This is a genomic window from Streptomyces sp. NPDC101151, assembly GCF_044768335.1.
Classification (GTDB): Bacteria; Actinomycetota; Actinomycetes; order Streptomycetales; family Streptomycetaceae; genus Streptomyces.
Genome location: NZ_JBIWPP010000027.1, coordinates 1 through 26,022, shown reverse-complemented (window position 1 = coordinate 26,022; position 26,022 = coordinate 1). Strand labels below are relative to the sequence as shown.

Genomic DNA, 26,022 nt, shown 5'->3' with positions numbered 1-26,022 from the left:
AATCCGGGCCGGAGTGAATTAATCCGACGCCGTCCGCCTTGTGACCGCTTCCGCTCACCTGCATTCTCGACACAGCGCCTGCATACAGCACCTGTTCGAGTAGCGAAAGAAACCGGAAGAGAGGAAGCCGGGCCTTGGAGGCAACCAGCGGGGCCAGCGCGGTGGGCGGCGGAACCTGGCGGGCCCTTCATGTGGGGAAGCGGACGTTCCAGGAGGGCGTCCACACGCTCCATCTTCCGGCGTCACCAGGAATCACACTGAATGCCCAGCTCAGCGGTCTCCTGGGAATGCGCGGGGACCGCGGCGGGCCCGCCCGGAAAGAGACGTTCCCTCTGCCGGACGACGTGTGCGTCGTTCCGCCGGGGCTGAGCCGCACGCTGATCGTCGCGCCGAAGGGCGGCGAGCCCGCCACGATCGCCTCTCTCACCGTCTCGATCGAGACGCTGCACCGGTGCCTCGGCGAGGAGGAGCTCCGGTACCGCCTTGCGCAGCTGCGTGACACATATCCGGCGGTGCGGTTCGATCCGGTCCTTGCGGCCATGGTGAAAGCGGTCGTGGCCGCGAGCGAGGTCGGGGCGGACGACTTGTACGCGCAGTCGGCAGCGCAGTTCATCGCCGCCCATATCCTCTCGCCGCACACTGCCGGTTCGGCGAAGTCGGCCGGTGCGCTCACCTCACCACAACTGGAGACGATTCTGACCTACATGAGGGAGAATCTCGAACAGCCCGTCTCACTCGACGACCTGGCGTCCCTGGTCTCCTTCAGCCGTTTTCACTTCGTACGCTGTTTCAAGGCCGCCACCGGAAGTACCCCGTATCGATACCTCACGGAACTCCGGATCGACCTGGCGCGCAAGTACTTGGAGAACGGCAACGACACGATCGCCCGCATAGGCCAGCGCTGCGGATTCTCCGGGGCGGAGCATTTCTCCCGGAGCTTCCGCCGAATCATCGGATGCACGCCGTCGCATTATCGGTCGATGCGTGCCTGAGAGTCCTCGCGCGACTCCCGTGGTGACGCATGGGCATCTGACCTACGTTGCAGAGGACCTTTCATGAGTACTGGATTTCCGGAACGTTCCCGCAGGTTCTTGCGGGGAGGAACCGGTGGACCGGGTCCGCACCGCGGCGCGGACGTCGGCGGCGAACGCGGGACGGGACGGAGCGTGGTCGGCGGCCGGCCGCGGACAGTCCGGCCGCGGTGCGGCGGGCGGGCCTGTCGGCGCCGACCCTCCCGTGTCACGCCGGAGGCGCCGGGGCCGGTCTGCGCACCCAGGTGAGGGTGTTCGCCGAACTCGGGCAGGGCTGCCTGCCCACGGCGTGGATCGCCACGCTGTCCGCGGCTCTGAAGAAGCGTGTTTGTGCCGGTCCTTCCCGAGGCGGCCCGGAACACCCTGTTCGCCGCCCCTGACGCGATCGTCTGCGGTTCCGCCACGCCGGTGGGGGCCAGAGGTGAGCACACCGGGTCACGGCTTGAGCATCTCAGGGCGGAGGAACGGGCACGGTTCCGGACGCAGCTGGTGTCCGCGGCGCAGGAGTGCCGGAAGCGGCGCAGAAGCCGCCTGACCTGCACAGCATCGGCGGCTTCGCCCCGGACAGCGTGCTGCGGCGCTGGTGGAGCGATGTGGCGGTCGCCACCCGCGGGCCGCAGTTCAGCCCCTGCGTCACCGCGGAGGACTACGGTCGGGTTCTGTTCGGTGGGGAGACACGCGTCATGCCGATGCGTTGACCGGTCTCCTCCGGTCGGACTCGTGCGAGGTCGAAACCGAGGTGTGCATGGCAGGCAGAGCGGGTCGGGTGCTGGTGGTCGACGACGACGCGGCCATACGACGGTCGCTGGAGCGGGGGCTGCGGCTCAACGGCTTCTCGGTGGCACTCGCCGACGGCGGTCGCACCGCCCTCACCGGGGCGCGCGCGGACCGCCCCGACATCATCGTGCTGGACATCTGCATGCCCGACCTCAGCGGCATCGACGTGTGCCGGACCCTGCGCGACGAGGGCGACGAGGTGCCTGTGCTGATGCTCTCCGCGCTGGACGAGGTGGAGGACCGGGTGGCCGGGCTGCAAGCGGGCGGGGACGACTACCTCGTCAAGCCGTTCGCACTCCAGGAACTGGTTCTGCGGCTGCATGCCCTGCTGCGCCGCCGCCCGCCCGCCGCCAACGACCGGGTCCGCGTCGGCGGCCTGGTCCTGGACCCGGCCGCCCACCGGGCGGCCCTGGGCGACCGGCCGCTGGAACTGACACGGCGCGAGTTCGCGCTGCTGGAGGTCCTGGCCCGCAACGCCGGCGTCGTGCTCACCCGCGAGCAACTGCTGGACCGGGTGTGGGGTTACGACTTCGAGGTCCGCAGCGATGCCGTGGACACCTTCGTCAGCTATCTGCGCCGCAAGCTGGAGGCGGGCGACAGGCCGCGGATCCTGCACACCGTACGCGGTGTCGGCTTCGTTCTGCGCACGACCGGCGAGGGCGTGCGGTGAGGCTGTCCACCCGCATCGCGCTCGCCGTCGCAGCGAGCGTGCCTGTGCTGGTCCTTGCGTCAGGCTGGCTGCTGGTGCAGTTGGTCGCCCATGACCTGCGTGCGCACCAGGACGACCAGCTGCGCGCCCGTGCGACGGTGGTCGCCAAGAACGCCAAGGCGTATCTGGATGTCGCCGGGACCGATCACCCGGTCATGGAGCAGGCCCGGCAGCAGCGACTGGTCAACTCCGCGCGGGACGTGGGCGTCCGGCTGACGGGCCCGGAGGGCACGGTCTCGGCCGGCCCCCAGCCCGACCCGGTGCCTTCGTCGCCCCGCAATGCCCCAAGACCGGTCAGCGTGACTTCCGGCGGCAGGGACTGGCTGGTCCTGTCGCTGCGCGTCGGTGCCGCGAAGCGGGGCACCACACCGAATCTGTGGCTGTATTCGCCGGACACCGCCGATGACGAGCTGGCACTGGTGCGCCGACGGGTACTGACCGGGGCGCTGCTGGCCGCGCCTCTGGCCGGGGGCACCGCCTGGGCCATCGCGGCCCGGGCGGTCCTGCCGCTACGGCGGCTGCAGCGGCGTACCAGCGGCCTGGACCCCAGGACCAGCGCGGCGCGCCTGGAGCACACCCCGACCCGTATCGCCGAGGTCGACGACCTGGCGTACACGCTGCAGACCGTGCTCGCCCGCTACGACGAGCAGGTCGAGCGCACCGGGGAGGCGCTGGCCACCGCCCGCGCGTTTGCCGCGACCGCGTCCCACGAGCTGCGCACCCCGCTGATGAGCATGCGCACCAACCTCGACATCCTCACCGGCCACCCCGACCTTGAGCCCGCGGACCGGGCGGAGGTGCTGCAGGACCTGGGGCGCGAACACGCCCGGTTGCTCGGGCTGTTGGTGATGCTCAGGGCACTCGCGCAGGGCGACCTGGTCGAGGCGGACGCGTTCACGTCACTGGACTTCGCGGAGGTGGTGGACGCGTCGGTCTCCGACCTGCGGCGCACGCACCCCGACGCCGAAGTGTCCGTGCGGGCCCCCACGGGGCTGCGGGTGCACGGCTGGGAGCAGGGGCTGCGTTCGGCGGTGGACAACCTTCTGGCCAACGCCTGGACCCACGGCCGCTCCGACGACGGCGTCTCCCGCATCGAGGTGGTCCTGCGCCCGTCCGGTGACCTGCACCAGCCGACCGCGGTACTCACCGTGGACGACCACGGTCCCGGCATCCCTGCCGAGCGTCACGAGGAAATCTTCCAGCGCTTCCACCGGGGCCCCGACAGCCCCGGCTCCGGCCTCGGGCTGACTCTGGTCGCCCAGCAGGTCGCCCTGCACGGAGGCAGGACCGCCGTGCAGGGCCGCCCCGACGGGCGGCCCGGCACGCGCTTCGAGGTACGACTGCCGACCACCGGCATCCGCGACGTGGAAGGCACCCTGCCGCTCCTCAACCGGGACTGGCTGACCGGCGCGGCCGGGGAACCACCGGATCCGGCCCGGACGGCTCCCGGGAGGACTTCGTCCACCTACAGCTCGCCGGGGCAGCGCAGAAGCTGATGCTCGCGAGGGCAGCTCGGCGGGTGTGAAGACGACGAGCGCGGCCGCGTGGTCCGCACCGAGGGCGTGGACGGCCTTCTGTCCGGGACGCTGACGTACGACGACGCGGCACGAAAGTCGACGTACAGACTGCCTGGGCCGCGTCTCGGTGCACCGCTACAACGCCGAGGGCCAGGTCGAGGAGGAGACGGATCCGCTGGGGGCACCTCACCCGAGCCCGCTGGGACGAGTACGGCGCCCGGCATGTCGCCGTCACCGACGCCCTGGAACGCACGACCCGGTACGCCTGCGACGCCTCAGGCGACCTGACGGACCCTCACCCTGCCGGACGGATCGGTCGCTCGGGCCGCGTGCAACGCGTTCGGGCAGCCGACGGAGGTCGTCGAGCCGAGCGGGGCTGTCCGGCGGCACACCTACGACGAGCGGGGGCAACCTCCGCATGAGCGTCGACCCTACGGGGGCCGAGACCCGGTACACGCACGACGAGGCGGGTCGCCCGACAGCAATCACCGACGCTCTCGGCCACACCCGCACCGTCGCGTACGACCCGGCCGGCCTGCCCGTCGCGACGACCGACGAGCTGGGCCACACCAGGGCGATCCGCCGGGATTCCTTCGGCCGGATCTTCGAGCTGACCGATCCGCTGGGCCACGCCACCCGTCTGGGCCGGACCAGCGAGGGCAATCCGTCGTGGCGCCGACACCCGGACGGCTCGCGCGAGTCATGGGCCTGGGACGCGGAAGGCAACCTCCTCGGCCACACCGACGCCGCCGGCAACACGACCCACCACACTCCGGGCCCCTTCGACGGAGCCGGCGGACAATCACCACGGCTATGTACGCACTCCGCGGACCTGGATCGACCCCCTCGGTCGTTCCCCCTGCAACTATGGCACCGACGACTTGTACCAGGCGGCCGCCACCATCGAGAAGGGCCAACTGTCGCCGGCCGGCTGGGCCTGGCAGAAACACGGTGACCCAAGCCCTGGCAATCTGGCCAAGCTGGGTCAAGCTCATGTCGCTATGTACAATTTCGGCAAGGTTACCAATAGTGAGCGGCCCGAGATCGCCAACGAGATGATCCAGGACATACTCACCGACCCGAACGTGGTCGAGAAGGTCAACACCTCGGCGTCAGCTCAATGCGGTGGCATCACCCGGGACTTCAGGGTTCCCGGAGGCTGGGGCGCCCGATGGAGTTGGCGTGGGGGCCAACTCACTTTTGTGGGACTCCTGTAATGGTGGGGCAGCACGAGGCCGAACCGGCCTACCGGGCAGAGGACTTCGTCACAGATGGAGCACTGCGGGACGTCTGCGTCCTCGACACCACGATCGACGACTGGCGGCGCATGTTCGACGGGCTGCGCGCGGTCCCGGGGCACCATGTCCTTACCTGGACGCTCTATGGCACGACGGAGAGCGGAGCCTTGGACGCCTCCGCCGTATGGTCCCGACTGGAGCGGGATCCGGAGGAATCGGCGAGCCTGGCCATCGACGTCGACGGTGTGTGGTTCACCTGCTATTTCTTCTACATCGAAGAGCTCGAGTTCACCTTCGATCCTTCCGACGTGGTCGACAGGGCGACCTTCACACCCGTTCGTGCCTTTGTGACCTGGCTGGGAACGGCGACGGGCCGGGAAGTCATCGTGACGATGGAAGGCACCGACCACGCTGCCATGCCTGCCCTGATCCGGTGGCGGCCGTGAAGTTCGTTCTCCGCACCGGGGCGGATGCTGACGCAGGTGGCGGAGATGCCAGACGGGAAACGGTACTTCTGGGTTGCGCGGACCATCACCCGCGGAGGATTCGGCCATCACGCGCCCCGCGCCGAGTTCGCGGTGGCACTCGGCTGCGAGCTGAGGCACGCCCACCGGCTCGTCCACGCCGAGGGGATCGCTCTGGACGACCCGCGGGCCGCGACGCCCATCGGTCTGGGCTGCCGGATCTGTGAGCGCCGCGACTGCGCGCAGCGGGCCCGGCCACCGGCCGGCGGCCGGCCGGCCATCGACCCGGACCGGCGTACGTACGTGCCGTATCCCGGGGAGACCCATACCCCATGACACCGATGGCCGGTGGGTCAGAAGCGGCCCCGTGGCGGGCGCCCTTTCGGCCGGGTCGCCACTCGCGTGCCCGGGTGGTCGCCTCCCCGGGCGTGCAGGGCCGGGAAACGGCGGCAGCTCTCGGCCTGGACGGCGCACAGGCGCGGGATCTGCCGGACTTGGACGGTCGTACGGTCGCCGTGCCGAGTCGCAGGTGGCGCGGACGGGCGTGGCTCAGGAAGCCATGTCCCGGTGCCGGCGCAGCAGCGCCGCTATCGAGCAGCGCAGACACTCGGTGCCCTCGCCCCGCTCCGTTGCTGTTTCCGTGGCGCAGGACGTCAGGCACGGTGACGACAGCGTGCCCTCCGGCTCTTGGCAGTCCGCCGGAACGTGGACCAGCGTCTCAAGCTCTTGAAGTAGCTTTTCGGTCCGCTTCGCCTGGTGGGCGAGCACCCGCACCCGGGCGCTCTGGCCGCCGATCTGCCGTCGGCTGGCGATCAGTTGCTCGTACTCCTCGACGGTGAGGGCCACCGCCTCGCGGCCCGCGAGGGTGATGCGGCGCGGCTGGAGATGTCTGGCCACTCTGTCCTCCGCTCCTCGGCTTGGTGGTCCCCGCCGGATCGGTCGGCGGTCTGTGTCATGTCCGTGATCCGATCGCGTGGGTGCCCGGAGAACGCGAGAGGGCCCCCGGATGGTTCCGAGGGGCCCTCACGTGTCCCAAAACCGATCAGTTCGAGGCGGGAACCGTCCGCCCGGACGGTGCTGCCGCGGGCTTGGGGTTCAGCTGGCGCTCGGCCAACTCCCCGAACAGCAAGCCGAAGCCGCCCCACAGGACGGACTGGATGGCCAGTGCGGACAGCCGGAACCGCCACAGCAGGGCGGCCGGGAAGTCCTTCGGGACCTCGTTGATGACGGGCAGGAACTCGTAGGCCAGGCCGATCACGACGCCGAAGGCGGCCACCGCGACCACGGTCGCCCACCAGGTACCCAGGCTGGGCGCCAGGCGCTTGCCCAGGATGGTGGCAGCGATCGCGAGGAGGACGCTGAGCAGCATCATCAGGAAGTACAGGGTGGTTCGCTTGCTGATCGTGTCGGGGTCGCCGACCGACGGCGGGTTGGCCGGGTACTTCAGGAACGGCACGACGTAGACGGCGATCAGGGCGCAGCCGGACAGCAGCAGTGCGGTGGCCCGCGGGCTGAAGCGGCCGACGCGGCCGAGCGCGAAGCAGTAGGCGAGCGCTGCGATGCCGCCGAAGGCGACCCCGTAGACGAGGACGCCGGTGGCGAGGCCAGCCGTGGACTGCAGGGAGCGGGAGACGACTTCCATCTCGTGCTCGTGGGAGTGGGCGTCCTCGAAGGCGATCGCCTTGTCGACGCTCGGCTCACCGAGGAGGTAGGCGACGACCAGGGCGAGCACGCCGGCGGCCAGGCCGGCGAGCATGCCCCGGACGAGGAGGTTTCTTACCGTTGCGGAGTTCATGAGTGTGCGCTGTCCCGTCGGTTCAGTGGCAGGGGAAGCCGAGCAGGTGGCGGGCGTCGTGAACCCACTCGTGGACGTCCGTGCCGTTGAACACGGAGGTGGCGCCCTGCTCAGCGCCGACGAAGTACAGCAGGACGAGCATGAGGATGCCGAAGAAGACCGCCCAGGGAGCTATCGCCTTCAGCGGCAGCGTGGCGGGAACGACGGGGGTGGTGGCTGTCGGCTGGGCGACGGTCTGCGCCATGGCAGAACCTCCTCTGGGAGTTCGCGTCCCATCTCGGTGGTGCACAGGACGACGGCCACGGGTCTGACTTGCCAGACACCCAGGGGATGTCTCGCATACAGTGGCGCGACCGTGCCGGATTCCCACCGGCTTCCGTCTCGCCGTCGTCAATATCGGACAGACCGTACCGCGTGACGCGTGCACGGCCAAGACCACGTCCGCCTGGCGTGATCTTCCTCTCGGGCCAGGCGGACGATCCGGTGCCGCGACACTCAACGGTGACGGAATTCCGGCGGCCGCTTGTCGACGAAGGCGGCCATGCCCTCCTTCTGGTCGGTGGTGGCGAACACTGCGTGGAAGAGGCGCCGTTCGAAGCGGACCCCTTCCGTGAGCGTGGTCTCGAAGGCCCGCCCCACGGCTTCCTTCGCCATCATCGCCACCGGCAGCGACATGCCCGCGATGGTCTCGGCGACGGCGAGGGCCTCGCCGAGCAGATCGTCGGCAGGCACCACACGGGAGACCAACCCGGCGCGCTCGGCTTCCGCCGCGTCCATGGTGCGCCCGGTCAGACACAGCTCCATGGCCTTGGCCTTGCCGACGGCGCGGGTCAGGCGCTGGGAGCCGCCGATGCCGGGGATCACCCCGAGTTTGATCTCGGGCTGGCCGAAGACGGCGGTGTCGGCGGCGAGCAGGATGTCGCAGAGCATGGCGAGCTCGCAGCCGCCGCCGAGGGCGTATCCCGCGACGGCGGCCACGGTCGGTGTGCGGAGCTGTCCGAGCCGGTCCCAGGCGGCGAACCAGTCGGCGAGGTACATGTCCAGGTAGCCCTGTGGCTGCATCTCCTTGATGTCGGCACCGGCCGCGAACGCCTTCGCCGAGCCGGTGATCACGATGCAGCCACAGTCCGGGTCCCGGTCGAGGGCCTCGGTAGCGGCGACGACCTCGCTCATGACCTGGAGGTTCAGCGCGTTGAGAGCCTTGGGCCGGTTGAGGGTGAGCAGGGCGGTGCGGCCCTTGCGTTCGACGAGGATCGTCTCGTACTCGGTGGCCGGGTCCATGCTCATGCCTCTTCTCCGCTCTGATCCCTGATGGTGCGGACGATGCCGGAGAAGTCCTCCGCCGCACCGGCGCGCTCGGCGTAGGCGGCGTACAACTCGGCCGCGCGCAGGCCGAGTTCCGCATGCACTCCGCCTGCTCTGACTGCGTTGGCCGCGAGCCCGAGGTCCTTGGCCATCAGCGAGGCGGCGAATCCCGGGCGGTAGTCCCGGTTGGCGGGGCTGGCCGGCACGGGGCCGGGAACGGGGCAGTTCACGCTGAGTGCCCAGCACTGCCCGGATGCCGTGGAGGCCACGTCGTAGAGAGCCTGGTGGGACAGGCCGAGGCTCTCGCCGAGGACGAACGCCTCGCTCACGGCGATCATGGAGATGCCGAGGATCATGTTGTTGCAGATCTTCGCGGCCTGTCCGGCACCCGCGCCGCCGCAGTGGACGGCCTTCTTTCCCATGGCCTCCAGCACGGGACGTGCTTCGGCGAACTCGGTCTCTCCCCCGCCCGCCATGAAGGTGAGCGTGGCTGCCTCGGCGCCGACCACTCCGCCGGAGACGGGTGCGTCCAGGGCCCGCATTCCGGCGGCTACGGCACGTTCGTGCGCGGTACGGGCGTCGGCGACGTCGATGGTGGAGCAGTCGACGAAGAGGGTGCCGGGCCGGGCCGCGGACAGGACGGTGTCGTAGAGGTCGAGGACGTGCCGGCCCGCGGGGAGCATGGTGATGACCACGTCGGCGTCCGTCACGGTCTCGGCCGCGGTTCGGGCGGGCTCGACACCCGCCTGAGCAGCAGCATCCAGAGCATCGGACACCAGGTCGTGTCCGCGCACGTGGTGGCCCGCCTTGACCAGGTTGACGGCCATGGGCGCGCCCATGTGTCCGAGTCCGATGAACGCGATGGTTCGGTTCACCAGGCCACCTCCGGGGTGTCGGTCGCGGCGAGTCCGAGCTCGCGGTCGCCGAGGGGAGTGAAGAAGCGTTCGACGTCGGTGTCGGTCACCTCGACGAGGGTGGCCGGCGACCAGTGCGGGTTGCGGTCCTTGTCGATGACCTGGGCGCGGATCCCCTCCACCAGGTCGGGGGTACTCAGGGTCGCGCAGGACACCCGATACTCCTGGTCGAGGACTTGCTCGATGGGGCCCAGGTGCCGGGCACGGAGCAGGGCGGCCAGCGTGACCTTCAGAGCCGTCGGCGACTTGGTGAGCAGGATCTGCGCCGCCTCCTTGGCGGCGGGGTCGCCGTGGTCGAGCAGCCGGTTCAGGATGTCCTCGACCGTCGGGGCGGCGTAGCACGCGTCGATCCACTCCCGCCGGGCAGCCAGCTCACCCTGCGGCGGCCGCTGTACGTGACGGGCGAGGGCGTCTCGTACGGGCATCTCGGCCAGGTCGTCGCTGAAGGCGTCGAGGGCTTCGGAGGGCATGTAGTGGTCTGCGAGACCGCAGAGCAGGGCGTCACTCGCGCCGATCTGCGCGCCCGTCAGTGCGAGGTGGGTGCCCAGTTCGCCGGGGGTGAGTGCCAGCAGGTAGGTACCGCCGACGTCGGGGACGAAGCCGATGCCGGTCTCCGGCATGGCGATCCGCGATCGCTCGGTGACGATCCGGACGCTGCCATGTGCGGAGACGCCGACGCCGCCGCCCATGACGATGCCGTCCATGACGGCGACGTACGGCTTGGGGTAACGGGCGATGCGGGCGTTGAGGTGGTACTCGTCGCGCCAGAAGGCGGCCGAGGCGGTGCCGTCGCCGTCGCGGGCGTCGTCGTGGATGGTCCGGATGTCACCGCCCGCGCACAGGCCGCGCTCGCCCGACCCGGTGATGACCACGGTTTCCACGGACGGGTCGTGTTTCCAGCCCCTGAGCGCCTCATCGATGCGGCGCACCATCTCGTGGTTGAGGGCGTTGAGGGCCCTGGGCCTGTTGAGCGTGATGTGGGCGGCTCGTCCGGCGGTGTGGAAGAGGACGGGTTCTTCGGTGCCGGTCATCCGAACGCCTCCGTCAGGCCGCGGGCCACGATGACACGCATGATCTCGTTGGTTCCTTCCAGGATCTGGTGTACCCGCAGGTCGCGGACGATCTTCTCGATGCCGTACTCGCTGAGGTATCCGTAGCCCCCGTGCAGCTGCAGTGCACGGTCGGCGACGGAGTACCCGGTGTCGGTGGCGAACCGCTTCGCCATCGCGCACAGGTACGGGGCCTGCGGATCTCCCGCGTCGAGTGCGCGGGCGGCCTGCTGGACCAGGGCGCGGGCGGCAGCCAGCTCGGTCGCCATGTCGGCGAGCCGGAAGCGCAGCGCCTGGGCGTCGAGGAGGCGGCGGCCGAACGCCTCCCGGTCGGCGAGGTGGGCGAGGCTGCGGTCGAGGGCGCTGCGGGCGCCGCCGAGGGAGCAGGCGGCGATGCCGAGGCGGCCGCCGTTCAGGCCGTTCATCGCGATGCGGAAGCCGTCGCCCTCGCGGCCGAGCAGCCGGTCGGCCGGCAGCCGGACCGCGTCCAGGACGACCTGGCGGGTGGGCTGGGCGTTCCAGCCCATCTTGCGTTCGTTCGGGCCGAAGCTTATGCCCGAATCGTCCTTGTCGACCACGAAGGCCGAGACTCCGCCGGCGCCGTCACCGCCGGTGCGCGCCATCACGACGTACAACTGGGCGGCACCCGCACCTGAGATGAACTGTTTGACGCCGGTCAGCACGTAGTCGTCGCCGTCGCGGACGGCCCGGGTACTCAGAGCCGCTGCGTCGGAGCCGGCGCCCGGTTCGGTCAGACAGTAGCTGGCAAGGTCGTCCATGGCGCACAGACGGGGCAGCCAGCGGTCGCGCTGGGTGTCGTCGCCGTAGCGGTCGATCATCCAGGCGACCATGTTGTGAATGGAGAGGTAGCCGGCGATGGACGGGCAGCCGGAGGCGAGGGTCTCGAAGACGAGGACGCCGTCGGTACGGCTGAGGCCGGAGCCGCCGGACTCCTCGCGGACGTAGACGCCGCCGAGTCCGAGCCCCGCGGCCTTGCGCAGGACGTCGACGGGGAAGTACTTGTCCCGGTCCCAGTCCAGGGCGTGGGGTGCGAGGTGGTCCTGGGCGAAGTCGAGCGTGGTCTCGACGAGGGCCTGCTGGTCCTCGGTGAGCAGGGTGGTGGTCATACGGCACTCAGCCCATCGTGGGGATCGTGAAGCTCGCGCCCTCGCGCAGACCGGCAGGCCAGCGGGAGGTGACAGTCTTGGTGCGGGTGTAGAAGCGGATCGCGTCCGGGCCGTGCTGGTTCAGGTCGCCGAAGCCGGAGCGCTTCCAGCCGCCGAAGGTGTGATAAGCGACCGGCACGGGGATGGGCACGTTGACGCCGACCATGCCGGTGGTCACGCGCCGGGTGAAGTCGCGGGCCGTGTCGCCGTCCCGGGTGAAGATCGCAACGCCATTGCCGTAGACGTGCTCGCTGGGCAGGCGCAGGGCCTCCTCGTAGTCGGCGGCACGCACCACCGACAGCACGGGGCCGAAGATCTCCTCCTGGTAGATGCGCATCGCCGGGGTGACCCGGTCGAACAGCGAGGCCCCGGCGAAGAAGCCACTCTCATGACCGGGCAGGACGAAGTCCCTCCCGTCCACAACGAGTTCCGCACCCTCCTCGACACCCAGATCGACATAGGAGCGGACCCGGTCGACGGCGTCCTGGCCGACCAGCGGGCCGAACTCGGCCTCGGGGTCGTCGCTGCGGCCGATGCGCAGGGTGCCGATGCGCTCCGTCAGCCGGGCGACCAGCGCGTCGGCGGTGTCCTCGCCGACCGGAACGGCCACCGAGATCGCCATGCAGCGCTCGCCGGCGGAACCGTAGCCCGCGCCGATCAGTGCGTCGACGGCCTGGTCCAGGTCGGCGTCCGGCATCACGATCATGTGGTTCTTGGCGCCGCCGAAGCACTGGGCACGCTTGCCGTGCGCGGCCGCGGTGGCATAGATGTGTGCGGCGACCGGCGTGGAACCGACGAAGCCGAGGGCGGCTACGCGAGGGTCTTCGAGCAGGGTGTCGACCGCTTCCCTGGCGCCGTTGACGACGTTGAGGACGCCGGCCGGGAGGCCCGCTTCCAGGAAGAGTTCGGCGAGTCGCAGCGGGACGGAGGGGTCGCGCTCGGAGGGCTTGAGGATGAAGGAGTTGCCGCAGGCCAGGGCGGGGGCGGCCTTCCAGAGGGGGATCATCGCGGGGAAGTTGAACGGTGTGATCCCGGCGACGACGCCGAGGGGTACGCGCAGGGAGTGGACGTCAATCCCGGTGCCCGCGTTGTCGGTGAACTCGCCCTTGAGGAGGTGCGGGATACCGGCGGCGAACTCCACTACTTCCAGGCCGCGTTGGATGTCACCGTGGGCGTCGGCGATGGTCTTGCCGTGCTCGGAGGACAGCAGGCGGGCCAGCGCGTCCTTCTCCTGCTCGATGAGGTGGAGGAAGCGCAGCAGGACCCGGGCGCGGCGCTGCGGGTTCCACTGCCCCCACTCGTGCTGGGCCTCGACGGCGACATCGATCGCCGCTTCGGTCTCGGCCCGGTTCGCGAGCGGCACATGGGCCTGGATCCCACCGGTGTTGGGGTCGTACACCTCGCCGTAGGACCCCGATGTTCCCGGGGTGTGTTTGCCGCCGACGAAGTGGGTCAACTCACGTACGTCGGTGGGTTCGTTCGGACGGATCATGGATTCCTGCTCTCGTCAGGTGAGGGTGATCCGGGATGGCACGCCGAACCGGCACGCGTGGACGCGGTGGCGTACACGGGCGTGCGGGGGCAGCGTGAGAACGCGTATGGCGTGGGATCCGTCAGGCGGTGACGACGGGAATGCGGCGTGAGTGACGACGACGGAAGAGTCCGCCGGGATCGTGAATGCGCACGGGTGCCATGCGTGTCAGCTCCATCCTCGTGGACAACACGGAACATCCCACGGCCGGTATCCTGACTCCCGGATCAGCGCGCGCCGTCCGCCTTCCCGACATCCAGCTCGTCAGTGGCGTCCTGCTCGACGGCGTACTCCCCGGTCACAGTGGCGGGACCGTGCCGGAATCACACCGGCTTCCCTGCACCGCGGGCCTACCCCTCGAATATATAGTTGGACGTCCTAGTAAATCCACCCCCGCAGGATGCGTTCTGATGGAGTTCCAGGTCAGCGTGGGTCGGATTCGGCCGTCCGAGGGGCCGCGAAGCGCACGGTCGCCCGGAAGCGGGCCTTGCGCGCGGCGCGTCGGAAGGTGGTCAGCACGGCGGGGCCGGCCAGCAGCACGCACACGAAGTTCGTGACCGCCCGCCCGGTGTCCCAGCCCAGTGAGGTGGCCAGGTCGAAGGCGACGTAGCGGTGCCACTGCTCGGTGAAGGGCAGGCCCGGGAGGTAGGCGATCGAGCTGTTCGGGTCCAGGGAGAACGGCCAGAAGGAGAGGTTGAGGAGGAAGCCGAAGAGGTAGCCGGAGAGCGACCCATAGACGGCGAGCAGTACGACCTCGCGCCGGCCGGTGGCGTGGGGCAGGAAACCCGCGAGCATGCCGACGAACGCGCAGCCGAACATCTGGTAGGGCATCCACGGCCCGACCCCGCCGGTGATGAGCGCGGAGGCGAACAGTGACGTGCAGCCGAGCACGAAGCCGAAGCCGGGGCCGTAGACCCGTCCGGCCAGGACCAGGACGAAGAAGACCGTCTCGATGCCGGCGGTTCCGGCGCCCAGGGGGCGCAGCGCGGCGTTGACGGCGGAAAGGACGCCAAGCATGGCGAGCGCCTTGGAGTCGATGCCGCCCTCGGCGATCTCCGACAGCACCACGCACAGGACGAGGACCAGCAGGACGCCGAAGATGAGCGGTGGTGCGTAGTTGGATCCGAACTTGCCCGGCGCGACCACGAACGGCCAGAAGAAGGCGACGAGCCCGAGGAAGGCGGCCATCGTCATGACGACGCCGACGCGTGGGGTCAACCGGATTGCGGTGCCGCTAGGCGTGCTCATGGGCGTGTCCCCCTTTGCCCTTGCCCGTCGGCGGCCAGAGCCCGCGTGACTTGATCGACCGTCAAGAAAGGTAGCGGAGAGAGGATCTTCGCCGTTTGAGGGGCGAAGGTCGGTGAGGAGACGATGACTTCCGTGGTCGGGCCGTCGGCGACGGCATCACCCTCGGCCATGACGACTACGCGGTCGGCGGCGAGCGCGGCGAATTCGACATCGTGGGTGGAGATGACAACTGCCCGGCCCTCCGCCGCGAGGGCGTCCACGATGCCGATCAGTGCTGTCTTGGCCTGGTAGTCCAGACCGCGGGTCGGTTCGTCCAGGAGGACGACCTGGGGCGCGGCGGAGAGTTGGATGGCGAGGACGAGCGCGAGCTTCTGGCCTTCCGACAGGTCGCGCGGATGGGTGGCGTCGTCGATGCCGGGCGCGAGCCGGTCCAGGAGGGCGCGCGCTTTCACGTCCGTGCCCGACTCGGCGTCCGCCTGGTCGAGTTCCTGCTTGACGCTCTCCAGGTAGAGCAGGTCGCTCGGAGTCTGCGGGACGAGTCCGACGAGCCGGCGGGCCTCGGCGGCCGACGCGGCCCGCGGGTCCTTCCCGTCGCTGTTCTCACCTGCCACTCGTACGCTTCCCGCCCGGCGCGGCCCGGAGCCCTGCAGGGCCCACAGGAGCGACGACTTGCCGGAGCCGTTGCGGCCCATCAGCGCGGTGACCTCGCCCGCGTGCAGGTCGAGGTCCACTTCACGGACGGCGGCAACGCCCCGGTAGGTGACGGTGATGCCGCGCGCGGCCAGCAGCCGTGTCCGTTCGCCGTCCGGGACCGACGGCCGGACAGGGGCGGGTGCGCTGTCGGCGAGCCGGGACCGGAGGGGTGCGGCGGCCCGGCGGGCGTCGCGGATGGACAGGGGCAGCGGCGACCAGTCGGCGGCTCGACCCAGCTCCACTATGGGGGGTGCGATCGCGGACGTGCGGAGGATCTCGGCGGGCGCCCCGACGCGGGCGTGGCCGTCGCCGGGGAGGTGGATGATGCGGTCCGCGTACTGGACGACGCGTTCGAGGCGGTGCTCGGCCATCAGGACGGTGACGCCGAGGTCGTGGACGAGCCGGGTGACGGCGGCCAAGACCTCCTCAGCGGCCGTCGGGTCGAGCGCGGAGGTGGGTTCGTCCAGGACCAGGACGCGAGGGTGGGCGGTCAGCACCGAGCCGATGGCGACGCGCTGCTGCTGACCGCCGGAGAGTTCGTGCAGGGCGCGGTGGCGCAGGTCGGCGAGACCGAGTAGATCGAGGGTTTCCTCGACACGCTTGCGCATGGTGCCGGGTGGTATCGCCAACTGTTCCATGGCATAGGCCAGTTCCTCCTCGACGGTGTCGGTGACGAAGCCGTCGATCGGGTCCTGGCCGACCACTCCGACGACGTCGGCGAGTTCGCGGGGCGGGTGGTCGGCGGTGTCGCGGCCGTCGACGGTGACGCGGCCGTACAGGGTGCCGCCGGTGAAGTGCGGGACCAGCCCGTTGACGGCGCCGAGGAGCGTGGACTTGCCGACGCCCGTGTGTCCGACCACGAGGCAGAGTTCGCCCTCCTCCACCGTGAGGTCGACATCGCGCAGGGCGGGCTCGGTCGCGTCCTCGTACTGGACGGTGACCTGGTCGAAGGTGATCACGGGGCTTCGGCTCTCTGGGCGGAACTGGGCGGAGGCGCGAGGAAACCGGCCGTGCCGGCCAGGAGGATCGCGGCAGTCGGCACAAGCGGCAGACCGGGCCAGGTCAGCGGGTAGAAGGTCGGGTTCAGCTGGGCCGGGTCGTAGCCGAGGTTGCTGAAGAGCAGCACGGCGGAGACCACCCCGCTGCCCGCGACGGCCCACTCGGGCAGGCGCCACGGATCCGGGCGGTAGGTGGTACGGGTGACGCGTCGGCCGCCGAGTCGCAGGCCCGCGACGCAGAGGACGGCTCCGGCGGACATCGCCGGCAGCCCGAGGAATGCGGGGGCAGTGGCGTCGAGGAGCCCGTACGCCCCTGCGCACAGGCCACACATGCCGAGCAGCATCAGCGCCCCCGTGATGCGGCGGGAGCGGCGAGTGGCGGTGCCCGCACGGCCGTATCCGCGTGAGTCCATGGCCGCGGCCAGCCGCAGGGAGCGTTCGAGGGCGTCCTCCAGGACGGGGATCACGATGCCGCGCAGCGCCTTCATCCCCTTGGTACGGCCGGCCCGCAACTTCTTCGCCCGGGCGACGCGTTGGACGCTCTGCACGAGCTGCGGCGCCACACTGATCGCGACGGTGACCGCGACGCCGAGTTCGTACAGGGCGCCGGGCAGCACCCGCAGCGCGCGCTTGGGATTGGCGAGGGTGTTGGCGGCCCCGATACAGCACAGCATGCAGGCCAGCCGCAGTCCGTCGGTGGCCGCCGACAGCAGCGCCTCCAGCGACACCGGCCCGCCGATCTTGATGCCCGCGTACCAGTCGGGGGTGGGGATGTGCGGGAGGGAGAAGAGGAAGTGGTCGTGCGGGGTGATGCCCGTCGCGAATACCGCTCGGAAGACGACGCGGATCGTCACGACCGTCAGCGCCAGGTAGAGGTAGTACTTGAAGCCCCGCGCCCACGGCGCCTCAGTGCGCCGCGCCGTGACGACATAGCCGAGGACCGCGAGCACCAGGAACAGCAGCAGCGGGTTGTTGGTGCGGCTGACAGCGGTGGCGAGAGAAAGGGCCCATACCCACCAGGCCACAGGGTGCAGGGTGCGCGGCAGGCGTCGGCCACCCCGGTCCGGCGCGGGACCGAACGGGGCGGCCGAGGCTGCCTCGACGGTCGTACGGGCCACAGCGATCACTCGGCACGACGGCGTCGGCGTGCCACGAAGGCCGCGGCGCCGCCGATCAGTACGACGAGTCCGGCGCCGGTGGCGACGGGGACGATGGAGCCGGAGTCGTGGTGGGCATCGGCGGCCGGTTCGGCGTCGACCACCCTGGTGCCGGTACTCGGCGCCGCCGCGGCACTGGTGCTGACGGTGGCGCTGGGCGTCGGCGACGGCGTCGAGCCGGCGGTCTTGCTGGGCTTCGGCTTCTTCGGCTTCTTCGACTCCGGCGATGCCGATCCGGACGGCCCGGTGGTCCGCTGCTCGGGGGCTGGGCCGGTGTTCACGTCGGGCGGCAGTGGAGGCGCCTTGTGCGTGGACGCGGGCTTGCCAGCCTCGCCCTGGGGCCTGGTGTTGTGGGCGCGCAGCTGGTCGGGGGTGACCTTCGGCCGGCCCTCGGTGCCCTCGACGTTCGTGCCGCCGAAGATCCACAGATCGACGCTGCCGGGCTTGGGCTTGTAGAGCATCGCGCCCAGCTGGCTGTACGTCCAGTTCCTGGCACCCGGGTCGGCATGCCAATACGACCAGTAGGCGGAGGCGGGCGGTGTGAGCACGCAGTCGTCCTGCGCGGGGGTGGGGTACTGCTTGCCGCTCTTGTAACCGCTGTAGCCGATGCGGCAGATGAACGCCGGACCGTCGTGTCCGGTCCCTGTGGTGCTCCAGCCGCCCTGGTTGAGCAACTCGTAGCCGGTGGTCGGGGTCGTACCGCAGGAGCGCATGATCGGGCCGCCCCAGTGGCTGAAGTCGACCGCGAGAACCGCGCCGGAGGTGGTGGTGCAGCGGCCCATGGGCTGCGGGTCCGCGGCGGCAGGGGTACCGGTCGCGGCGACCGCCGCGGTCGTCAGGCCAAGCGCGGCCAGCACCCGCAGGACGCGCGCGGCCGTCATCGTCCGCTCCCGGTGTCCGTACGACGACGGGCGACGATCACAGTGCGCCAGCCGGCGAGCACCATCAGGACTGCGATCGCGGTGAGGGCACCGACCTGTGCACCGGTGGAGGCGAGAACACCGCCGCCACCGTCACCGCCGGTCCCGGAGGTCCCGACGCCGCCGCCACCCGAGTCACCACCAGTGGTGACGATGTCCGGAGCGCTGCCGCTGGGGCTCGGTGTGGGCTGCGGCGACGTGCCGGTCAGGCTGCGCTTCAGCTTGCCGAAGGAGATGCCGGTGGCCCCGCCGACGGCCTGGGTGGAGGCGCGCAGGTCGGAGCCGCGCTGACCACCCTTGGCGACGTTGAAGCCGCCGTCGGTGTTCTGCTGGGAGGCGAGGAACTTGCGCGCCTTGGCAATCTTCGCCGAGTACTTTCCGGCGTCCAGGGACAGCCCCTGCACAGCGAGGGCGGCGGAGTTCACCGAGTCGCCCGCGGCGCCGGGGAAGCCGCCGTCGGCCAGTTGCTTGGACGCGATCCAGGCCAGCGCCTTGTCCACGGCCTTGTCCGCCTTGGCACCGCCCGCCAGATCGAGGGTCATGGCGGCGATGGCGGTGGAGTCCACGTCGGAGTCGCGGGTGGACGGGATCAGGCTCGGCCACGCCCCGCTGGGCTGCTGAAGGCTCTCCAGGTAAGCGATCGGCTGCGCGGCCGCCACCTTCTCGCCGGCCCGCAGCTGGGCCATCACCGCCAGGGAGTGGGCGAAGACCGAGGGCGCATAGGTGTAGGCGCCCTTGGCCGCGCAGGAGCGGTCGGGAGCGGTGCTCGGCTTGGTGCACACAGCCTTCGCCAGCGCGGCGATGAGGTCGTGCCCGCCGAAGCGGTGCGGGTCGCGGCCGACAGCCTCCGCGAGAAGCGCGGTCTTGCCGAGAGAGCCACCCGCCGCGTAAGGCGTACCGATGCCGGTCCAGTCGTTGACGGTACGACCCTCGCCGTCCTTGCCGCGGTGGTCGAGGAAGTCGACGATCCCGCGCAGCTTGGCGGTGTTCAAGCCGGTGGCGGCGAGTGCGTAGGCACCGTCGATGGTGAGGCCGAAGTCGGCGCGAGCCGAGCCCGCAGCGGCTGTGTAGTACTGGCCCTGCTTCAGGTTGGCCGCCTTGGTGAGGTAGGCGACGCCCTTCTTCAGATCAGGACCCGCTCCCGGAGCGGGGGCTGTCGGGGTGCCGGTCGGCCCGGTCGGGGGTTCCGGCTTCTTGGTGGTGAGGGTGACCAGGTCGGTGCCGACGCCGGCGAGGACGGCCGCCGGTGTCGGGTAGACGGCAGGGTCCGTGGCGCTCTCCTCGAAGCCGAAGCCACCGCCCTTGAGCTGCTGCCGTGACAGCCATCCGACAGCCGACTCCGCACGCTTGGTATCTCCGAGGGTGCGCTGGGCCTGGGCGGCATACGCGGTCGCGGTGACGCTGCCGGTGGTGGAGCCGGTGTAGCCGGGGAAGGCGCCGTCCTTTCGCTGAGCCTTGGCCAGATAGGTACGGGCGGCGGCCACCGCGTCCGTGTGGCCGCCGGCCTTGTGCAGCACCAGGGCGACAAGTCCGGTCGTGGCAGGGTCACCGTCGCAGTACTCGCCCGGGCGGATGAGGATGCTGGTGACGCCGCCGTCCTTGCACTGCAGCTGCGTGAGGCGGTCCACCGTGGCCGTCGGGGGCGTCACTCCGGCACGCAGCAGGGCCAGGACCGACAGAGCCTGGCCCTCGGTGTAGGACGAGGACCGGAAGTCACCCTTGGCGGTGCAACCCGGGGCCGCGTCGCCGGACTCGGGGCCCGCCGCACACACGTTCTTCTTGAGGACGTCGACGAGGTCATGCCCGCCGAGGGCCCGCGGATCGCGTTCGGTGACCTTGGCGAGAAGAGCCAGCCGAGCGACGGCAGTGGCGTCGGGAACCTGGTCGGCGCCGTTCGGGAAGGCGAATTCAGCGACGTGGGCGGCGAGAAAGCCGGTGACCTTGTCGAGCGCGGCGCTCTTCCCGTCCACCGCGGCGAGCGCGTAGGCGGTATCGACGGTCAGCGAGTAGTTCGGGGTGGTGGCGCCATCGTCGACGATGCGGTCACCATCGGTCATGCGGCCCTTGAGCCAGGCAGCGGCAGCCTTCACGTCGACCTTGCCCGGGGCGCCGGTGGGCGTGTCCCCCGGGTCCGGAGTGTGGGTGCCGCCGGCGCGTACGTCGTCGGGACCGAAGGTGGGCTTGCCCGTGGTGCCGCCGACGTCCGTGCCGCCGTAGACCCAGGCGTCGACGTCGCCGTCCTTGAGCTTGCGGTCCATGGCGCCGTACTGGCTGTAGGTCCACTCGTCCTGGCCGGGCGAGGCGATCCAGTAGGACCAGTACGCCGTGGCCTGCGGGGTCAGCACGCAGGACTCCTTGTCCGGAGTCGGGTACTGCGTACCGGAGTTGAAGGAGCGGTAGCCGATGCGGCAGATGAAGGCGGGGCCGTCGTGCTGGGTACCGGTGGTGCTGAATCCGGCGTCGTGCAGCAGCTCGTAGCCGGTGGTGGGCGTGGGGTCGCAGCCGCGTTCGATCTTGCCGCCGAACGGCCCGAAGTCGACGGCGACGACGGCGCCCTTGGTCGCGGTGCAGTCACCGACACCGTCGGCCGAGGCGGGCGTCGTCGTGAGGAACGTCACGCAGGCCGCCAGCAGGATGAACAGGGCGGACATGAGCGAAGTCACGCCTCGTGCGCCTGCTGTTCTCCCGTTTCTTCGCTTCCCCGTTCGCACCACGGCCCCCTCGCGCCTGCCCGACGCGGGCGCAGACGTGGCAGAGGGCCCCCGTCGGACGGAGAGTTCCCCGCAGCCGGAAGCTGGTCGCACCACGCCGTAGTCCACGACGGCGTCTGTTGCTGATGAACACGCTCCAGGCAGTCCGGCTCGCCCGACGGTGCCGGGCCTACGGTTGCGGGTCAGCGCCGGGCTTCGACCGGCTTCCCCTGGAACTTATTGCGTATCAGCGGGATTTGAACACGGTTCATAGAGACCGTCAAGGGTGGGCCACAGGCCGGTCGGGGCGACTGCTGGCGGCTCGGGTACGCGTCAGGTACCGTCCCGGACTGCCGAGTGGGGGAACCCGGTGGGAGTCCGGGGCTGACGCGCAGCGGTATGGGACGGCAGGGGCCGGCCCGAGCCCGAATGCCCAAGCGGCGAAGCACCTTTGGAAGCCGATCCACGCGTTCCGGACGGCGGCCAGACCCGCTGCTCCACGGGACGTCAGAGGCCCAGCATCGGGTTCGGCCGGCGTCCTTCATCCAAGGAGCAGGCCATGTCCCGTTCGCTGTCCTACCGTCGTGCCGTCCTCACCGCGACCGCCGCAATCGGGGTCTTCGCGCTCACCACGCTGCCCGCGGCGGCGACCTCCACACCGGCCCAGATCGCCACGTCGAAGACGAACGGCGTCACCTACCTCAGGTCGCTCCAGGCGGCAGACGGTTCGTACGCGGGCTCCGGACTGTCCAACGAGTGGGCGTTCAGCGCTCTCGCCTCGGCCGGGACAGCCGCCGTGGACGTGACACCCGGCGGCGACACGAGCAAGAACGCGAGAACCGTCTACCGCAACCTGCTCTCCACCGCCGGCTGGCCGTCCGCCTCGCCCGTCGTCACCGACTACGAGCGCGCCACGCTGAACGCCTACGCGGCCGGTATCGACCCGTCCCGAGTCTCCGCCTCCCGCAACCTGATCGCCGACATCTACGGCTACTGGCAGACCTCCGAGCCCGGCTACATCGGCCCGTCGGCCAACTTCAACGGCACCGTCTTCGCCGCGCTCGCCCTGAACAGCGCGAAGACCCAGTCCGGGCAGGCCCGCATTCCGCAGGCGTTGCGCAACACAGTCATCACCCGCATCCGTGCCAACCAGCACAACGACGGCGGCTGGAACTTCAGCAAGGCCGAAGGTAACCCCAGCCAGCTCGCCGCCACGAGCGACATCGACATGACCGGCGCCGCGATGGCCGCCCTGTGCGTGTCCGGCGTGCCGAACAGCGACACCGACATCGTGCAGGCCAAGGCGTTCCTCAAGAGCAAGCTCGTGCCGAACAGCGGTGCCTTCAACGCGATGTTCGGAGTCAACACCGACTCCAACGGCTGGGCCGTGTCCGGCCTGAACGCGTGCGGCATCAACCCGCAGACCGGTGACTTCCTCACCTCGATGGGGAAGACGCCGGTGGACTTCCTGATCGCTCAGCAGTTCAACCCGGGCGGTGGCTTCAAGTACCTGCCCTCCGACACGTCGCCGACGGCGTACTCGTCGATCGACGGACTGCGGGCCGTGGCCGGCGGCGGCTTCACGGCGACCCCGCCGGTTCCCACGACTCCGGGTGCGCCTCAGTGGGTGGCCCAGTCCTCCCTCACCTCGGGTACGGCGACGAAGCTGGCGCTCACCGTGGACGACGGCACGGGCAACCTGAAGGTGTGTTCCGTCGCCCTCACCCCGACCGGCTCGACGACCACGCTCGGTACCGTCCTCGATGCCGCCACCAGCGCCGCCACGCCGTCCGGCTGCGTCACCGCGGTGACCCCGTCCTCCGGGACGGGCACCATCACGTCCCTGAACGGCAAGGCCAACAACGGTTCGAACACGTGGAAGGTCAGCATCGACGGCTCGTCCTTCGCCGCCGCTTCCCGCGGGCAGGTGGTGAACGTCGGCGACACGATCGCGGTCCGCTGGGGAGCCTAATGCCAGTGTCGCCCTGGGACCCGTCCCCGGACGGGTCCTAGAGTCACGGCATGCGCATCGTCTCCCTGCTCCCCGCCGCCACCGACATCGTCGCCGAGCTCGGACTGTCCGCGCAGTTGGTCGGTCGCACGCACGAGTGCGACTGGCCACCGCGGGAGGTGACGTCCGTACCGGTCGTCACCGGCGCGGACCTCGACCAGGACACCCTCACCAGCAGGGAGATCTCCGACGCCGTCGGCGGATCAGCGCACTCCGGTTCGTCGCTCTACACACTCGACACCGAGGCACTCGCGGGCCTGCGCCCCGACGTCGTGCTCACTCAGGACCTGTGCGACGTGTGCGCCGTCTCCTACGAGAGGGTCAGCCGGACCGTACGCCTGCTCGACGCCGACACCCGGGTCCTGAGCCTGGAGCCGCGCACGCTCGACGACGTACTGGACTGCCTCGTCACTGTCGGCGACCTGCTCGGTGTGCGGGAGCGCGCCGAACAACGCCGGGCCGAGCTGCGGGCCCGCCTCGACGGCGTCCGCCGGTCGGTCACCGGCCGCACCAGGCCCCGTGTCGTGGCCATCGAATGGCTCGACCCGCTGTGGCCCGCCGGCCACTGGGTACCTGACCAGATCACCACAGCCGGCGGTGAACCGCTCCTCGCCACACCCGGCGAACACACGAAGCCGATGACCTGGGAAGCGGTCCACGCGGTCTGGCCGGACACCGTGCTGGTCCTGCCGTGCGGCTTCCCGCCCGAACGGACCCTGCAAGAGGCGGAGTTGCTCACCCGCCTGCCGGGCTGGAAAGACCTGCCCGCTGTACAGGCCGGGCAGGTCTGGGTGCTGGACGGCCCCGCCTACTTCAACCGCCCCGGCCCCCGCGTGGTGCGCGGCGCCGAAGTGCTGGCCCACGTTCTGCACGGCGTACGGGCCGGGGAGCCGGTCACGGTCGCAGAAGCACGCCCGTTCCCCGGCCTCCCCGGCCACTAGCCATCCGGATCGGTCAGAACGCCGTCCAGGTGAACGCCACCTTGTCACCGGCCCTCAGCTTGAACTGGCAGCCGCCGACCGGCGTGGACGTGCCGTTGACAGAGATGTTCCAGTAGGCCGAGCCTCCGCCGCTGACGTTCTTGATGGTGTCGACGGAGTAGTCGTCGAAGGACGCGTACCAGGTACCGTCCCAGGTGAAGTGCCGCTTGTGGGCAGCGTCGTCGAGTGTGGCCGTCGGGGTCGGCACGGCCGAGGGGTTGGCGCCCCCGTTGGTGCCGTCGCATCTGTGGGTGCCGCCCGTTGCCGTGGTGACCTCGTGTCCACGGGTTCGGATCTTGCCCTTGAAAAGGAGCCCGTCCGGCCCCTGGACGGTCAGGGTGACCTTGACCGGAGCGTTCGTGTCCGGCGTGCTCTGGGCGTGGGCCACCGCAGGCGCGGAAGCAAGGGCGAGTGCGAGAGCGGTCGCTGTGATCAGGGTGCGGTGTACGGATGTGCGGAGCAAGGCTGGGCCTTTCTGGTCCGGACGGCCCACGACTCGTCGCCGAGCGAGCGGACCGTTGGCCGGGTGGTGACCGCCGCACCGTCTTTCGTAGTCGGTTCGGCGCACCGGACCCTGGCAGCCCGGAAGAGGCTCTCGGCTTCGCGCTGCAGACCATGACAGTGGGAAGCGGTGCTCCGCACGCGCCGGGTAGCCCGACTCGCGACCCTTGCGGGCCGCACACGGTTGCAGGTCAGTGCCGGGCTCTCACCGGCTTCCCCCAGTCGCGCGCGTATGTGGTTGTTGTGCGGTCCGTTCACGTCCGCGTTGCGGTCACGATCACAGCTCGACGCGTGGCGTGAAGTCCACTTGATCCTAGGGCCGTTTGAGCTTCGAACGCCAGGAAATGCCGGATGACGTCCGGTCTGTTCTCAAGGCTGGTCGACACAAAGCTGCGGCGATGTGAAGGCATACAGGTCGAGGATGTCCGGTCGGGGAGCGATGCCGGGGCCGCCCGCCCGCACCGAATCGACGATGCCCTCGGTCGCGGCCGGGTCGTTGACCAACCCGAGCCAGACCGGCCGCCCCCGGCGGCCCGGCCGACGGCAGAGGGCTGGACGACGATGACGTTGGCCTGCTCGCACACGTCGGGACATTCGGAGATGCGCATGGGCACTGTCGCGCGCTGGCGTGCGGTCTGCGCAGCGTGATCGACGCCGGTGACCTTGACGCTGCCGCAGCAGCAGTCCCGGCGCACGACGACACGGCACGGCACCGTGCCGACCCCCGCACAGCCGTCTCTTCCGCGGGCTTATCGGGCATGCCCATCACTCCTCCCCCGAGGAGATCCGCCCCAGTGTCCGTAGAGGAGGCGACCGCGTGAGTCTCCTGGCTCTCGGGTCGTCGCTCGTCCCGGCCTTCCCACCCCGTCACGGACCGTGGCCTGTCGGAACTCGCTCACCGATCACAGTGGCGGGAGCGCGCCGGATTCACACCGGCTTCCTCTGACCGCCGTCGCCCTGTCTCCCGGCATCATCCCATCATCAGTGAGAACCCGTCATCCTGCCCTGCCCCAGCACGCGGACCGGGACTGGAGCCTACGGCGCAGGGGCATCCGGGGCCACGAAGCACCGGCACGCGCAGAGGGCTCCCGCAAGCAGTTCGCTTGCGGGAGCCCTCCGGTGTGCTGCCTGCCAGTGAAGGGTGAGAAGACGATCACGAGCAGGACATCGGGGTGACTGCGTGGTCAGGGGCGCAGGAGCAGGCTGTCGCCGCGCTCCTTGGCGGCGGCGTAGCGCCTGGCCACGTCCTGCCAGTTGACGACGGCCCACATCGCGTCGATGAAGTCGACCTTCTGGTTCTTGTACTGGAGGTAGAAGGCGTGCTCCCA

The 26,022-nt window shown here is 70.2% G+C and carries 23 protein-coding genes, 3 pseudogenes and 6 riboswitches; of the genes and pseudogenes, 10 read left to right on the top strand and 16 right to left on the bottom strand.

Annotation, left to right across the window (positions count from 1 at the left end):
- Positions 1-287 precede the first annotated feature (287 nt).
- The 8 genes and pseudogenes from ACIRU3_RS34760 to ACIRU3_RS34725 all read left to right on the top strand — a co-directional run.
- Positions 288-992, top strand: coding sequence for a helix-turn-helix domain-containing protein (locus ACIRU3_RS34760; RefSeq protein ID WP_404065074.1), 705 nt, complete (start codon positions 288-290; stop codon positions 990-992).
- A 545-nt stretch (positions 993-1,537) separates the two neighbouring features.
- Entirely contained in the window at positions 1,538-1,729 is a 192-nt protein-coding gene (locus ACIRU3_RS34755) for a hypothetical protein (protein ID WP_404065071.1), read from the top strand.
- A gap of 47 nt (positions 1,730-1,776) precedes the next feature.
- Positions 1,777-2,478, top strand: coding sequence for a response regulator transcription factor (locus tag ACIRU3_RS34750; RefSeq protein ID WP_404065068.1), 702 nt, complete (start codon positions 1,777-1,779; stop codon positions 2,476-2,478).
- Positions 2,475-4,013, top strand: coding sequence for a sensor histidine kinase (locus ACIRU3_RS34745; RefSeq protein WP_404065065.1), 1,539 nt, complete (start codon positions 2,475-2,477; stop codon positions 4,011-4,013). Before ACIRU3_RS34750 ends, ACIRU3_RS34745 begins: the two co-directional genes overlap by 4 nt.
- 321 nt (positions 4,014-4,334) lie before the next feature.
- Positions 4,335-4,424, top strand: a pseudogene (locus ACIRU3_RS34740) (hypothetical protein); the annotation flags it as partial.
- Positions 4,425-4,452: 28 nt separating this feature from the next.
- The gene (locus ACIRU3_RS34735) at positions 4,453-4,989 is read left to right on the top strand and encodes a hypothetical protein (protein WP_404065062.1); all 537 of its coding nucleotides are present in this window, start codon (positions 4,453-4,455) and stop codon (positions 4,987-4,989) included.
- 261 nt (positions 4,990-5,250) lie between these two features.
- The gene (locus tag ACIRU3_RS34730; RefSeq protein WP_404065060.1) at positions 5,251-5,718 is read left to right on the top strand and encodes a hypothetical protein; all 468 of its coding nucleotides are present in this window, start codon (positions 5,251-5,253) and stop codon (positions 5,716-5,718) included.
- A 3-nt stretch (positions 5,719-5,721) separates the two neighbouring features.
- A pseudogene (locus ACIRU3_RS34725) lies at positions 5,722-6,072 on the top strand (short-chain fatty acyl-CoA regulator family protein); the annotation flags it as partial.
- A gap of 213 nt (positions 6,073-6,285) precedes the next feature.
- Here the strand turns inward: ACIRU3_RS34725 and ACIRU3_RS34720 are convergent.
- The 13 genes from ACIRU3_RS34720 to ACIRU3_RS34660 form a co-directional block, all read right to left on the bottom strand.
- Positions 6,286-6,633 (bottom strand): hypothetical protein, encoded by a 348-nt coding sequence (locus ACIRU3_RS34720; protein ID WP_404065057.1) that lies wholly within the window; start codon positions 6,631-6,633, stop codon positions 6,286-6,288.
- Between the two features lie 145 nt (positions 6,634-6,778).
- Positions 6,779-7,531 carry a CbtA family protein gene (locus tag ACIRU3_RS34715; RefSeq protein ID WP_404065055.1) on the bottom strand — a complete coding sequence of 251 codons (753 nt, stop codon included), beginning with the start codon at positions 7,529-7,531 and terminating at the stop codon, positions 6,779-6,781.
- A gap of 22 nt (positions 7,532-7,553) precedes the next feature.
- Positions 7,554-7,775 (bottom strand): CbtB-domain containing protein, encoded by a 222-nt coding sequence (locus ACIRU3_RS34710; RefSeq protein ID WP_031170427.1) that lies wholly within the window; start codon positions 7,773-7,775, stop codon positions 7,554-7,556.
- A 36-nt stretch (positions 7,776-7,811) separates the two neighbouring features.
- A riboswitch (cobalamin riboswitch) is annotated at positions 7,812-7,955 on the bottom strand.
- 71 nt (positions 7,956-8,026) lie between these two features.
- Positions 8,027-8,818, bottom strand: a complete 792-nt coding sequence (locus ACIRU3_RS34705; protein WP_404065052.1) for an enoyl-CoA hydratase — start codon at positions 8,816-8,818, stop codon at positions 8,027-8,029.
- Complete coding sequence (gene mmsB, locus ACIRU3_RS34700; RefSeq protein WP_404065049.1) at positions 8,815-9,711, bottom strand: 3-hydroxyisobutyrate dehydrogenase; 897 nt, start codon at positions 9,709-9,711, stop codon at positions 8,815-8,817. The genes ACIRU3_RS34705 and mmsB overlap by 4 nt, the downstream gene beginning before the upstream one ends.
- A complete protein-coding gene (locus ACIRU3_RS34695) occupies positions 9,708-10,781 on the bottom strand; it encodes an enoyl-CoA hydratase/isomerase family protein (protein ID WP_404065046.1) in 1,074 nt (357 codons plus the stop codon). Before ACIRU3_RS34695 ends, mmsB begins: the two co-directional genes overlap by 4 nt.
- Positions 10,778-11,926, bottom strand: a complete 1,149-nt coding sequence (locus tag ACIRU3_RS34690; protein WP_404065044.1) for an acyl-CoA dehydrogenase family protein — start codon at positions 11,924-11,926, stop codon at positions 10,778-10,780. Before ACIRU3_RS34690 ends, ACIRU3_RS34695 begins: the two co-directional genes overlap by 4 nt.
- A gap of 7 nt (positions 11,927-11,933) precedes the next feature.
- Positions 11,934-13,457: a CoA-acylating methylmalonate-semialdehyde dehydrogenase gene (locus tag ACIRU3_RS34685; protein WP_404065041.1), complete on the bottom strand. Its 1,524-nt coding sequence runs from the start codon at positions 13,455-13,457 to the stop codon at positions 11,934-11,936.
- 226 nt (positions 13,458-13,683) lie between these two features.
- Positions 13,684-13,869: riboswitch (cobalamin riboswitch) on the bottom strand.
- 50 nt (positions 13,870-13,919) lie between these two features.
- The gene (locus ACIRU3_RS34680) at positions 13,920-14,744 is read right to left on the bottom strand and encodes an ECF transporter S component (protein ID WP_404065038.1); all 825 of its coding nucleotides are present in this window, start codon (positions 14,742-14,744) and stop codon (positions 13,920-13,922) included.
- Positions 14,741-16,396 (bottom strand): ABC transporter ATP-binding protein, encoded by a 1,656-nt coding sequence (locus ACIRU3_RS34675; protein ID WP_404065035.1) that lies wholly within the window; start codon positions 16,394-16,396, stop codon positions 14,741-14,743. Before ACIRU3_RS34675 ends, ACIRU3_RS34680 begins: the two co-directional genes overlap by 4 nt.
- On the bottom strand, positions 16,393-17,562 hold the full coding sequence (locus ACIRU3_RS34670) for an energy-coupling factor transporter transmembrane component T (protein WP_404065032.1): 1,170 nt from the start codon (positions 17,560-17,562) through the stop codon (positions 16,393-16,395). Before ACIRU3_RS34670 ends, ACIRU3_RS34675 begins: the two co-directional genes overlap by 4 nt.
- Entirely contained in the window at positions 17,559-18,473 is a 915-nt protein-coding gene (locus ACIRU3_RS34665) for a hypothetical protein (RefSeq protein WP_404065029.1), read from the bottom strand. The genes ACIRU3_RS34670 and ACIRU3_RS34665 overlap by 4 nt, the downstream gene beginning before the upstream one ends.
- A complete protein-coding gene (locus ACIRU3_RS34660) occupies positions 18,470-21,163 on the bottom strand; it encodes a prenyltransferase/squalene oxidase repeat-containing protein (protein ID WP_404065265.1) in 2,694 nt (897 codons plus the stop codon). The genes ACIRU3_RS34665 and ACIRU3_RS34660 overlap by 4 nt, the downstream gene beginning before the upstream one ends.
- 181 nt (positions 21,164-21,344) lie before the next feature.
- Positions 21,345-21,478, bottom strand: a riboswitch (cobalamin riboswitch).
- Between the two features lie 84 nt (positions 21,479-21,562).
- A riboswitch (cobalamin riboswitch) is annotated at positions 21,563-21,637 on the top strand.
- A gap of 124 nt (positions 21,638-21,761) precedes the next feature.
- Between ACIRU3_RS34660 and ACIRU3_RS34655 the strand changes: the two genes are divergently transcribed.
- On the top strand, positions 21,762-23,174 hold the full coding sequence (locus ACIRU3_RS34655) for a prenyltransferase/squalene oxidase repeat-containing protein (protein WP_404065026.1): 1,413 nt from the start codon (positions 21,762-21,764) through the stop codon (positions 23,172-23,174).
- Between the two features lie 50 nt (positions 23,175-23,224).
- The gene (locus ACIRU3_RS34650) at positions 23,225-24,154 is read left to right on the top strand and encodes a cobalamin-binding protein (protein WP_404065024.1); all 930 of its coding nucleotides are present in this window, start codon (positions 23,225-23,227) and stop codon (positions 24,152-24,154) included.
- A gap of 13 nt (positions 24,155-24,167) precedes the next feature.
- Here the strand turns inward: ACIRU3_RS34650 and ACIRU3_RS34645 are convergent, their stop codons facing one another.
- The 3 genes and pseudogenes from ACIRU3_RS34645 to ACIRU3_RS34635 form a co-directional block, all read right to left on the bottom strand.
- Entirely contained in the window at positions 24,168-24,656 is a 489-nt protein-coding gene (locus tag ACIRU3_RS34645; RefSeq protein ID WP_404065022.1) for a DUF4430 domain-containing protein, read from the bottom strand.
- Positions 24,657-24,840: 184 nt separating this feature from the next.
- Positions 24,841-24,913: riboswitch (cobalamin riboswitch) on the bottom strand.
- A gap of 150 nt (positions 24,914-25,063) precedes the next feature.
- Positions 25,064-25,407: pseudogene (locus tag ACIRU3_RS34640) on the bottom strand ((2Fe-2S) ferredoxin domain-containing protein).
- Between the two features lie 106 nt (positions 25,408-25,513).
- Positions 25,514-25,638: riboswitch (cobalamin riboswitch) on the bottom strand.
- A gap of 240 nt (positions 25,639-25,878) precedes the next feature.
- A partial coding sequence (locus ACIRU3_RS34635) for a Fe-Mn family superoxide dismutase (RefSeq protein ID WP_404065262.1) occupies positions 25,879-26,022 on the bottom strand: 144 nt, incomplete at its 5' end.